We start from the raw sequence: 9,285 nt of genomic DNA on the forward strand, positions 1-9,285 counted from the left end.
CGCTGGTGTTGCCCCCGGCGAGGGGGGAGGCGCAGTGACACGAAGTGCACGAAGACTGGGGGAGTTACTTTTTCGGGGTGCTGAAGTCGACCGTCGGCGGCGTGGAAATCTGCGCCTCGTTCTGCACCGAGAAGTTCGGCTTCGGCGCGTAGCTGAAGATCTTGGCCGTGATGTTGGTCGGGAAGCTGCGTGCGAGCACGTTGTACTCCTGCACGCTCTCGATGTAGCGGTTGCGCGCCACGGTGATGCGGTTCTCGGTGCCTTCGAGCGTCACGCGCAGGTCGCGGAAGGCCTGGTTGGCCTTGAGCTCGGGGTAGCGTTCCGCCACCACCATCAGCCGCGACAGCGCCGACGAGAGCTCGCCCTGCGCCTGCTGGAACTTGTTGAAGGCCTCGGGGTTGTTGAGCGTCTCGGGCGAGACCTGGATCGAGGTGGCCTTGGCGCGCGCCTCGATCACCTTGGTGAGCGTGTCCTGTTCGAAGCTGGCCTCGCCCTTCACGGTGGCCACGATGTTGGGCACGAGGTCGGCGCGCCGCTGGTACTGGTTGAGGACCTCGCTCCAGGCCGACTTGCTGGCCTCGTCGAGGGACTGGAACTGGTTGTAGCCGCAGCCGCTCAGGGACACGACAGCCGCAAGGATCAATAGCCAGCGCTTCATCATCATTTGCATTACCTCCGCAGAAGATGCGGAAGGTAGCATAGGTGGCTCGATGTCTCTCGATCCCCTCCACGCCCTGCAGGCCGCCAACCGTGCGGTATTGCCCGTTGCTTCCGACGCCTTCGGCACCCTGCTGGTCGCCGGTGCGACTGGCGCATTGGGGGCGGAACTGCTGCGCCGGCTCGCGGGCAGCCACCGCCATGCCCACACGCGCGTGCTGGCGCGCGAGCCGATCCGCGACGGGCTGCGCGGCGTCGAGACCTGCCTGAGCCCGGCCGAGCCGATCGCGCAATGGCCGCTCACCTCCGCCCACACGGCCATCGTCGCCTTCGACCCGCCGCGGCTGTACCACGACCGCGAACGCGCGCTGTGGGTGCCCGAGCCCTCGGACCTGCCCGCGCTGGCGCGCTGGCTGCGCGCCAGCGGCGTGCAGACGCTGGCCATCGTGCAGCCGCACGACCAGGGCCGGCTGCCCGAGGCGCTCAAGCGCGGGCTCGCGAGCCTCGACGAGCAGGCGGTGGTGGCCTGCGGCTTCGAGCGCGTGATCCTCCTGCGCTCGGCGCGCAAGCCGGCGAACGCGAAGTTCGCCAATCCCCTCGAGCGGCTGGCCGCATGGATGCTGTCCGTCGTGCGCTTCATGGTGCCGAGCAGCGAGCAGCCGGTGCGCGCGTCGAAGGTGGCGGAGCTGGTCGACGTGGCGCTGCGCATCGCGCCGCCGGGCGTGCACGTGGCCGCGCCCGAGATGGTGTGGCAGGCCGCGCAGGGCGACATGCTGGCGGTGGCCGAGCGCTGGCTCAGTCCTGCCGCTTCAGCCGCGCCATTGGCGTAGCAGCTGGGCCGAATCGACCACCAGCCCGAGGTGCAGCGACACCATCGCCAGCGCCGCGCCTTCCAGATGCGGGTCGGTGCCGCGCACGAGGTCGCGCAGCACGATCACGCGGTAGTTGTGGTTGTTGGCGTCGAAGGCCGTGTTGAGCACGCAGCAGTCGGTGAAGCCGCCGTTGAGCACCACCGTCTCGATGCGCTGGTTGCGCAGCAGAAAGTCGAGGTCGGTCGGGTAGAACGCCGACAGCCGGCGCTTGCTGTCCACGCGCATGTCGCCGGGCTCGACGCGCGTGACCCACTCGGTCCACTTCGAGCCTTCGATGGCGTGCGCGTCGGCGTTCGGAATCTCGCCCACGTGCAGCGGAAAGGTGCGCCGCCACGCTGACGGAATGCCGCGGATGTCGTCCACGCCATCGGGGCGCAGCACCGACTTGATGTGCACGATGCGCACGCCCAGCGCGCGCACCTCGTCATGAAAGCTGTCGATGGGCGCCACCACGTCGCGCGCCCGGGGCGCGGGGCAGGGGCAGTCGGGGCTGTCGTCGAGGTGGCCGCGGTGCATGTCGATGGAGACGACTGCCGTGGTCGCGGGGTTCAGGTAGTCGGCGAACTGCGCCGCGTCGAGTTCGCGCTCCTCGTTGTAGACCCAGGCCTTCATCGCCGTTCTTCTCTCACATAGGGTTGACCCAGCGCACCGGGCTCTTCATCGGCGCCGCGCCGCGAGAGAGCGACCCACACCATCACGCCGAGCGTCACCGCATACGGCGTCATCATCACGAAGTACTGCGGCAGTTGCACGCCGGCCGCGGCCAGCTGCGGAATCAGCGCTTCGATGCAGCCGAACAGCACGGCGCCCGCCAGCGCCTTCCACGGCGACCAGCGCGCGAAAATCACCAGGCCCACCGCGATCCAGCCGCGCCCACCCGTCATGCCGGCGATCCACAGCTTGGTGCTGACCACCGAGATGTACGCGCCCGCCAGCCCCACGAGGGCCGAGCCTGCGAGCACGGCAGCGAAGCGCCATGCCGTCACGCGAATGCCGGCCGCGTCCGCCGCCTGCGGGTTCTCGCCCACGGCGCGCAGCCGCAGGCCGGTGGTGGTGCGTGCGAAGAACCACGCCACCGCGCCGAAGATCGGCAGCGTGAGCCACACCATCGCGTTCTGCTCGAAGAGCTTGCCCACACCCGGCAGCATCGACAGCGGCCACAGGCCCATCGCGCCGATGCCTTCGGTCGCGTGGTTGGTCCAGTCGGCCATCGAGCCCACCAACGCCGTGAGCCCCTGGCAGAAGAACACCAGCGCGAGCCCGGCAATCACCTGGTTCACGCGCAACCAGATCACCATCACCGCGAACAGCACCGACACCATGCCGGCCGCCAGCATCGCGAGCACCAGCGACACCGCCGGCTGCCCGATGGCGATCTGCGCGCCGATGCCGGCCAGCGCGCCGACCAGCATCAGCCCCTCGGCGCCGAGCGAGAGCACGCCCGCGCGCTCGCTGATGATCAGGCCCAGTGCGGCCAGCGCATACGGCACGGCGAAGTCCGGCGTGCTCGCGAGCCAGTTGAGAACGATGCTGACGCTCATGCTGCGGCCTCCCCGCCCACCCGGCGCAGCCGGTGACGAATGAAGAAGTCGCTCGACGCCACGCACACCACGATGACCGCCTGGATCAGCTGCACCATGGAGAACGGCACCTGGTAGAACACCTGCAGGCTGCGGCCGGTGACGAACAGCGCCGCCACCAGCAGCGCCACCACCGTGGCCGCGAGCGGGTTGTTGCGCGCGAGGAAGGCAATGAGGATGCCCGAGAAGCCGTAGCCCTGGTAGAAGGCCTGCGTGAGCCGCCCTTCCTGCCCCGCGACCACCGCGAAGCCCGCGAGCCCGGCCATCGCACCCGACAGCAGCACCGCGCCATAAATAGTGCGCCGCACCGGTACGCCGTTGGCATGCGCCACGCGCGGGTTGGCATCGACGAAGCGCAGATACAGCCCCACGCGGCTCACGCTCGCCAGCCACCACGCCAGCAGCGCGACCACGCCCGCGAGCAGGATCGAGCTGCCCACGCCGGCGCCCAGCTCGGGCAGCCGCTCGAAGGCGCGGAACTGCGGCGAGTAGGGGAAGTTGTCCTTCGGGTCCTTCCAGCTGCCATAGACCAGATGCAGCAGGAAGTTGGCCGCCATGTAGTTGAGCATCAGCGTCGAGATGATCTCGTTCACGCCGAGCTTCAGCTTGAGCCACGAAGGCCCCAGCACCCACAGCAGGCCACAGCCGATGGCAGCCGCGAACATCAGCGGCAGGCGCAGGTTTTCGGGGCCGACCTGCCACATCGAGACGGTGGTCGCGCCGATGGCGCCCCAGATCATCTGGCCTTCGAGCCCCAGGTTCCAGAAGCGCGCGCGGAAGGCGATGGAGCCCGCGAGGCCGACGAGGATCATCGGCGCGGCCTGGAACAGCACGGCGCGGAAGTTCTGGCCGTCGAAGAAGGTCTGCATGACGAACTCGTTCGCGAGTTCGTCGGCTGGTACGCCTGCCGCCACGAGGATCGCGGCGGAGATGGCGAAGCCCACGAGCAGGGCGGCCGCGAGGATCAGCGCCTGCCAGCGCCAGGCCATGTGCTGGCGGATTTCGAGCGCGTAGCGGCGGCCGGCGAGCGGCGGGGTCTTGGGAGGATGTGCCATGTCGGCTGCCAACGCTGCTTCAGCCATGGTCCACCATCGCCTGTCCGATGGCTTGCCGGTCGGCGGGCTGCGCGAATTCGCCGGCGATGCGACCGCGCGCCATCACGCCCACGCGGTCGGCCAGCTGCAGCACCTCGTCGAGGTCTTCGCTGATCAGCAGCACGGCGGCGCCGCTGTCGCGCGCGGCGCGCAGCCGCGCATGCACCTCGGCGCTGGCGCGCACGTCGAGCCCGCGGCTCGGGCTGTGCGCGAGCACCAGCGTGGGCGACTTGCCGAACTCGCGCGCCAGCACGAGCTTCTGCGCATTGCCGCCCGACAGCAGTGCGGCCTTCTGCGCGACCGAGCGCACACCCTGCACGTCGAAGGCGCGCACGGCTTCCTGCGTGTCGCTCTGGATGCGGTTGCGGCGCAGGCGCCACACGGGGCCGTAGCGGCCGGTGTGCACGCGGCCGATGGCGTAGTTCTCGGCCACCGAGAGGCCACCCGCGAGCGCGAGCCCGTATCGGTCGGCCGGAATGGCGGCAATACCGATGCCGCGGCGTGCCGATGCGGCCATGGTCTTCAGGTCGCCATGGCCTTCGAGCCGGATCTCGCCTTCGGTGGCTTCGCCCGGCAGGCCCATGATCGCGCCCGCCAGCTCGCCCTGTCCGTTGCCGCCGACACCGGCGAGGCCGTAGATTTCACCGGCGTGCAGTTCGAGATCCACGCCGTCGAGCACGCGCCGGCCTTCGGGCGAGGCCGGCGTGCGCAGTCCGCGCACGGACAAGCGCACCGGGCCACGCGATATGGTCGAGGCCTGGAAGCCTTGCATTGCAATCGACTCGCCCACCGTGAGCTTCACCAGCTCGGCAACAGAGGCTTCGTTGGGCCGCAGCGTGGCCACCGTGCGCCCGCCGCGCATCACCGTCACGCGGTCGGCATACGTCTTCACGTCGGCCATCTTGTGCGTGACCAGCACCACGGCCGCCCCGGCGCGCGCCAGCCCTCGTACCGTTTGCAGCAGGCGCGAGGCCTCCTGGTCGGTCAGCACGGCCGTGGGCTCGTCGAGGATCAGGATGCGTGCGCCCGCGAGCAGCACCTTGAGGATCTCGACGCGCTGCTGTTCGGCAATCGAAAGCGCATCGATGCGCTTCGACGGATCGATGTCGAAGCCCAGCTCCGAGGCCTTGTTGCGAATGTCGCGCTCGATCTCGCGAAGCCGCTCGCCATGGCTTTGAAACTCGGCCGGCGGCGGTGCCGTGAGCAGAATGTTCTGCGCCACCGTGAAAGGCCGCACCAGCTTGAAATGCTGGTGAACCATGCCGATACGGTGCTTCGCTGCGTCGCGCGGACCGGCGAAGCGCACCGCGTTGTCGTCCACCAGCAGTTGCCCGACCTCGGGCGCATAGAGCCCGGCCGCGATGTTCATCAGCGAAGACTTGCCCGCGCCGTTCTCGCCCAGCAACGCATGCACCTCGCCCCAGCGCGCGGCAAAGTGAGCGTCGGTCAATGCCGCGAAGCCGTCGAAGGACTTGCGGATGCCGGTGAGTTCGAGCGCATTGGGCATGAGGTTCCGGAGGCCTTGCTTGCTTACTTCTGCGTGACCACGCCCTTGACGAACCAGTCCATCTTCCACAGGTCCGCATCGGACAGCACCGCGCCCTTGGCCACGCGCTCCTTGCCGTCGCGGTCGGCGAGCGGGCCGGCGTAGACCTGCTTGCCCTTCATGATCGCGTCGCGCTCGGCGGTGATGAGCGTGGCCTTGTCCTTGGGCACCGCGGGGCCAAACCCCGCAATGTCGGTGCCGCCGTCCTTCATCTCGATGAAGGCTCCGTATGGCGAAGGCTTCCATCCACCCGCCATCACCTTCTTCAGTTCGGGCGTCAGGAAGCGGTCCCACACCCACACCGACGAGCACAGCGTGGCCTTGGGCGCGAACTGGCGCAGGTCGCGGTGGTGGCCGGTGCCGTACACGCCGCGTTCCTGCGCGACGATCTGCGGCGTGGGGCTGTCGACGTGCTGGCCGATCACGTCGGCGCCCTGGTCGATGAGTGCGGCGGCGGCGGCGCGTTCCTTCACCGGGTCGTTCCAGGCGCCGGTGTAGATCACGTTGACCGTGGCGTTCGGGTTCATCTTCTGCGCGCCGAGCGCGAAGGCGTTGATGGTCCAGTTCACCACGCCGAAGGGGTTGGCCGCGACGAAGCCGAGCTTGCCGGTCTTCGACGCCGCGCCGGCCGCCATGCCGCAGAGATACTGGCTCTCGTAGGTGCGGCCGTAGAAGGATTCGAGGTTGCTGCCGTTGGTGGTGCCCGAGCCGTTGAGGAAGGCCACGTCGGGGTACTTGGCTGCCAGGTCCTTGAAGCTGTCGGAGTAGCCGAAGGCCGTGCCGATCACGATGTTGGCGCCGCGCTGGATGAACTTCTCGGCCGCGGGCTTGATGGCCGAGGCGTCTTCCGGCACGTTCTCGACGAACTGGATCTTCTGGCCGATTTCCTTTTCGATCTTCACGCGGGCCTCGTCAAAGGCCTGCGTCCAGCCGCCGTCGTTCTTCGGGCCGAAGTAGAGCATCGCGATCTTCGGCTTGTCCTTCAGCGTGAAGCCGTCGGCGGCTGCGGCGGGCAGTGTGGTGAAGAAGGCGCCGCTGGCTGCGATGGTCATCGCGAGGCCCAGGCCGGGAGTGAGGGTGCGCAACTGCATGGGACTACCTTTGGTGAGAGGCTTTGAAGAAAGGGAGGACGAAAAAAAGAGAACGAGCGCAGCGCACGTCACATCATGAAGTTGATGCGGAACACATTGCCCTCGGGATCGAGCAGCACCGACTGGTACCAGTTGTAGTAGGTGACGTACGGCGGCTTGACGAGCGTGGCACCCGCTTCGAGCGCAACGGGCACCATGCGGTCGACGTCGGCTTGGCTGTCGACGTCGATGTTCAGCAGGAACTTGATGCCGCGCGTGTCGGAGAACTCGGCGAGGTGCAGCAGTTCGTAGGCATCGAGCGCGTTGAAGCCCAGGCTCGACTTGCCGGTGTCCAGCCCGCGGAAGATCGGCGAGCGGATCGCCTCGATCTCGGCGAAGCCGAACACGCGCTGGTAGAAGCCGCTGAGTGCGACCACGTCCTTCGCGAAGACGTTGACGTAAGACAGGTGGGCCATGCGTTCAGGCCGTCACTTTGGTGCCGCCGAAGGTCGTCTGCTTGACGAACTTCGATGTGAGGTGGTCGCCCGAGGAGATGGGCGCGTACTTCGCCTCTTCGCCCGGCGCGAGGCAGCTCGGCAGGCACTCGACCATCGCGTCGTAGTTAGGCTGATGGAAGAACACCAGCGACTGCCGGCGATTGGTGCTCGCCACCTCGAACGGCGGATTGATCACGCGGTGCAGCGTGGACACCCATTGGTCGTTGGTCCACTGCATCATGAGGTCGGCGATGTTGACCACCAGGCCGCCTTCGACCTGCGGCACGTCGACCCACTGGCCGGCTTTGTTGAAAACCTGCAGGCCCTTGTCGTCGGGCAGCACGATGGTGAGGCTGCCGTAGTCGCTGTGCGCGCCCGCACGCAGCTGGCCGGGCAGCGGCTGTTCGCGCTGGGGCGGATAGCTCAGCACGCGGAACATGCTGATGTGCCTGTCGATCTTGTCGTCGAAGAAGGTCTCGGGCAGCGACAGGCCGAGCGCGAAGACGCGCATCAGCGAGCGCGAAAGATCGCTCATCGCCTCGAAGTAGCCTTCATAGGCTTCGCGGAAACCTTCGATGGGAGGCCAGCTGTTGGGCTCGAAGTGCGGTCCGGCGGCGGGACCGCGGTGGTAGTCGTCGTTCGGCACGTTCGACGGGCCGATGGAGAACGATTCCTTCAGGTCGCCTGGCGCCGCTTCTTCGAGGCTGTACGAAAGGCCTTCCTCGCCCACTGCGCTGTAGCCGCGCACCGCGTCTTCGCGCGGGCGATCGACCTTGCGCTTCTCGCCCAGCGGCATGTCGAAGAACCTGCGCGAGAGCGACGACACGCGCGAGATCAGCTCGGGCGAAATGCCGTGGTTGGTGATGACCAGGAAGCCGATGCTGCGGCAGGCCGCATCGACCTTCTTCGCGACCTCGGCCTTGCCTTCGGCAGTGCCGGCGAAGTAGGGCGCGAGATCGATGATGGGGACGGACAGCAGGGTCATGGCAGGTTCCTCATGCTTGGCATGCCTTTCGCCATGCAACGTCTGTGCCAGTTGGACCAAATGGACAAAACGCATCCGTCGCGTCAGCATGGTGCGCAACCTTGCGCCGCGAAGGCAACTGCGGCGCAAGGCGATGCACCGTGGCCTTACAGTGGTGCGCCGTCTGCCGATTCATGAACAAGAGCGAGGGAAGATGCCGAAGACCAAAGCGCTGGCCGCAAGCGCCAGCAAAGAGAGCCCGGTGCGCAAGCGCGCCAAGCCCGCGGTGCGCAGCGCGTCCGCGGTGAACCGCCGGCTGCGCCAGATCGAGGACAAGCGCAGTGCGATCCTTGGCGCGGCGCTGGGGTTGTTCTCGCGCTTCGGCCTGCACGGCACGTCGATCGACCAGGTGGCGGCGCGCGCCGATGTGTCGAAGAGCAACCTGCTCTATTACTTCGCGAACAAGGAAGAGCTTTACGTCAATGTGCTGCGAGACCTGCTGGCGCTGTGGCTCGAACCGCTGCGCGGCTTCAGCGCCGAGCAGGACCCGGGCGAGGCCATCGGCGGCTACATTCGCCGCAAGCTGGTGGTGTCGCGCGACCGGCCCGATGCGTCGCGGTTGTTCTGCCTTGAAATGATCCAGGGCGCGCCGCTGCTGCGCGATGAACTCGACCGTGAGCTGCGCACGCTGGTGGAGAAAAAATCGGAAGTGATTCGCGCGTGGATCGAGGCCGGCAAGCTGGCGCCGGTCGACCCGCATCACCTGATTTTTGCGCTGTGGGCGGTGACGCAGCACTACGCGGACTTCGGCGTGCAGGTGCAGGCGCTGACGGGCCACACGCTGGACGATGCGGCGTTCTTCGAGCAGACCGTGGAGAGCGTTCAGCGCATCGTGCTGCAAGGCATTGCGCCCCGCTGAATCTTGCCTTGCTCCCTCCCCCTCTGGGGGAGGGGTGGGGTGGGGGGCAAGCAGCGTGTCCATCGAGCGCTCTGCCTGGCCCCCCC

10 protein-coding genes are annotated in these 9,285 nt (G+C 67.7%); 2 read left to right on the forward strand and 8 right to left on the reverse strand.

What is annotated here, in order from left to right; all coding sequences use genetic code 11:
* Window positions 1-64: 64 nt before the first annotated feature.
* Window positions 65-664, reverse strand: a complete 600-nt coding sequence (locus PMI12_RS25820; RefSeq protein ID WP_007838488.1) for a LemA family protein — start codon at window positions 662-664, stop codon at window positions 65-67.
* A 46-nt stretch (window positions 665-710) separates the two neighbouring features.
* Between PMI12_RS25820 and PMI12_RS25825 the strand changes: the two genes are divergently transcribed.
* Window positions 711-1,487, forward strand: a complete 777-nt coding sequence (locus PMI12_RS25825) for a hypothetical protein (RefSeq protein WP_007838490.1) — start codon at window positions 711-713, stop codon at window positions 1,485-1,487.
* On the opposite strand, the gene PMI12_RS25830 is transcribed toward PMI12_RS25825, so the two are convergent.
* From PMI12_RS25830 to PMI12_RS25860, 7 genes are all read right to left on the reverse strand, one after another.
* Window positions 1,467-2,141 (reverse strand): cysteine hydrolase family protein, encoded by a 675-nt coding sequence (locus PMI12_RS25830; protein ID WP_007838492.1) that lies wholly within the window; start codon window positions 2,139-2,141, stop codon window positions 1,467-1,469. The genes PMI12_RS25825 and PMI12_RS25830 overlap by 21 nt on opposite strands.
* Complete coding sequence (locus PMI12_RS25835) at window positions 2,138-3,070, reverse strand: ABC transporter permease (protein ID WP_007838494.1); 933 nt, start codon at window positions 3,068-3,070, stop codon at window positions 2,138-2,140. Before PMI12_RS25835 ends, PMI12_RS25830 begins: the two co-directional genes overlap by 4 nt.
* Window positions 3,067-4,191 (reverse strand): ABC transporter permease, encoded by a 1,125-nt coding sequence (locus PMI12_RS25840; RefSeq protein ID WP_007838496.1) that lies wholly within the window; start codon window positions 4,189-4,191, stop codon window positions 3,067-3,069. The genes PMI12_RS25835 and PMI12_RS25840 overlap by 4 nt, the downstream gene beginning before the upstream one ends.
* Entirely contained in the window at window positions 4,184-5,710 is a 1,527-nt protein-coding gene (locus PMI12_RS25845) for an ABC transporter ATP-binding protein (protein ID WP_007838498.1), read from the reverse strand. Before PMI12_RS25845 ends, PMI12_RS25840 begins: the two co-directional genes overlap by 8 nt.
* Before the next feature lie 23 nt (window positions 5,711-5,733).
* Window positions 5,734-6,840: a BMP family ABC transporter substrate-binding protein gene (locus PMI12_RS25850; protein WP_007838500.1), complete on the reverse strand. Its 1,107-nt coding sequence runs from the start codon at window positions 6,838-6,840 to the stop codon at window positions 5,734-5,736.
* A 68-nt stretch (window positions 6,841-6,908) separates the two neighbouring features.
* On the reverse strand, window positions 6,909-7,295 hold the full coding sequence (locus PMI12_RS25855; protein WP_007838503.1) for a VOC family protein: 387 nt from the start codon (window positions 7,293-7,295) through the stop codon (window positions 6,909-6,911).
* A 4-nt stretch (window positions 7,296-7,299) separates the two neighbouring features.
* The gene (locus PMI12_RS25860) at window positions 7,300-8,301 is read right to left on the reverse strand and encodes an isopenicillin N synthase family dioxygenase (RefSeq protein ID WP_007838509.1); all 1,002 of its coding nucleotides are present in this window, start codon (window positions 8,299-8,301) and stop codon (window positions 7,300-7,302) included.
* Between the two features lie 193 nt (window positions 8,302-8,494).
* Here PMI12_RS25860 and rutR point away from each other — a divergent pair, with 193 nt between their 5' ends.
* Entirely contained in the window at window positions 8,495-9,199 is a 705-nt protein-coding gene (gene rutR, locus PMI12_RS25865) for an HTH-type transcriptional regulator RutR (protein WP_007838511.1), read from the forward strand.
* Window positions 9,200-9,285 lie beyond the last annotated feature (86 nt).

It is taken from the genome of Variovorax sp. CF313 (assembly GCF_000282635.1).
GTDB lineage: Bacteria > Pseudomonadota > Gammaproteobacteria > Burkholderiales > Burkholderiaceae_C > Variovorax.

Coding starts and splice junctions, on each gene's coding strand:
- PMI12_RS25830 (WP_007838492.1), bottom strand. CDS start 2,141: ATGAAGGCCTGGGTCTACAACGAGGAGCGCGAACTCGACGCGGCGCAG.
- PMI12_RS25855 (WP_007838503.1), bottom strand. CDS start 7,295: ATGGCCCACCTGTCTTACGTCAACGTCTTCGCGAAGGACGTGGTCGCA.
- PMI12_RS25840 (WP_007838496.1), bottom strand. CDS start 4,191: ATGGCTGAAGCAGCGTTGGCAGCCGACATGGCACATCCTCCCAAGACC.
- PMI12_RS25845 (WP_007838498.1), bottom strand. CDS start 5,710: ATGCCCAATGCGCTCGAACTCACCGGCATCCGCAAGTCCTTCGACGGC.
- rutR (WP_007838511.1), top strand. CDS start 8,495: ATGCCGAAGACCAAAGCGCTGGCCGCAAGCGCCAGCAAAGAGAGCCCG.
- PMI12_RS25820 (WP_007838488.1), bottom strand. CDS start 664: ATGATGATGAAGCGCTGGCTATTGATCCTTGCGGCTGTCGTGTCCCTG.
- PMI12_RS25860 (WP_007838509.1), bottom strand. CDS start 8,301: ATGACCCTGCTGTCCGTCCCCATCATCGATCTCGCGCCCTACTTCGCC.
- PMI12_RS25825 (WP_007838490.1), top strand. CDS start 711: ATGTCTCTCGATCCCCTCCACGCCCTGCAGGCCGCCAACCGTGCGGTA.
- PMI12_RS25850 (WP_007838500.1), bottom strand. CDS start 6,840: ATGCAGTTGCGCACCCTCACTCCCGGCCTGGGCCTCGCGATGACCATC.
- PMI12_RS25835 (WP_007838494.1), bottom strand. CDS start 3,070: ATGAGCGTCAGCATCGTTCTCAACTGGCTCGCGAGCACGCCGGACTTC.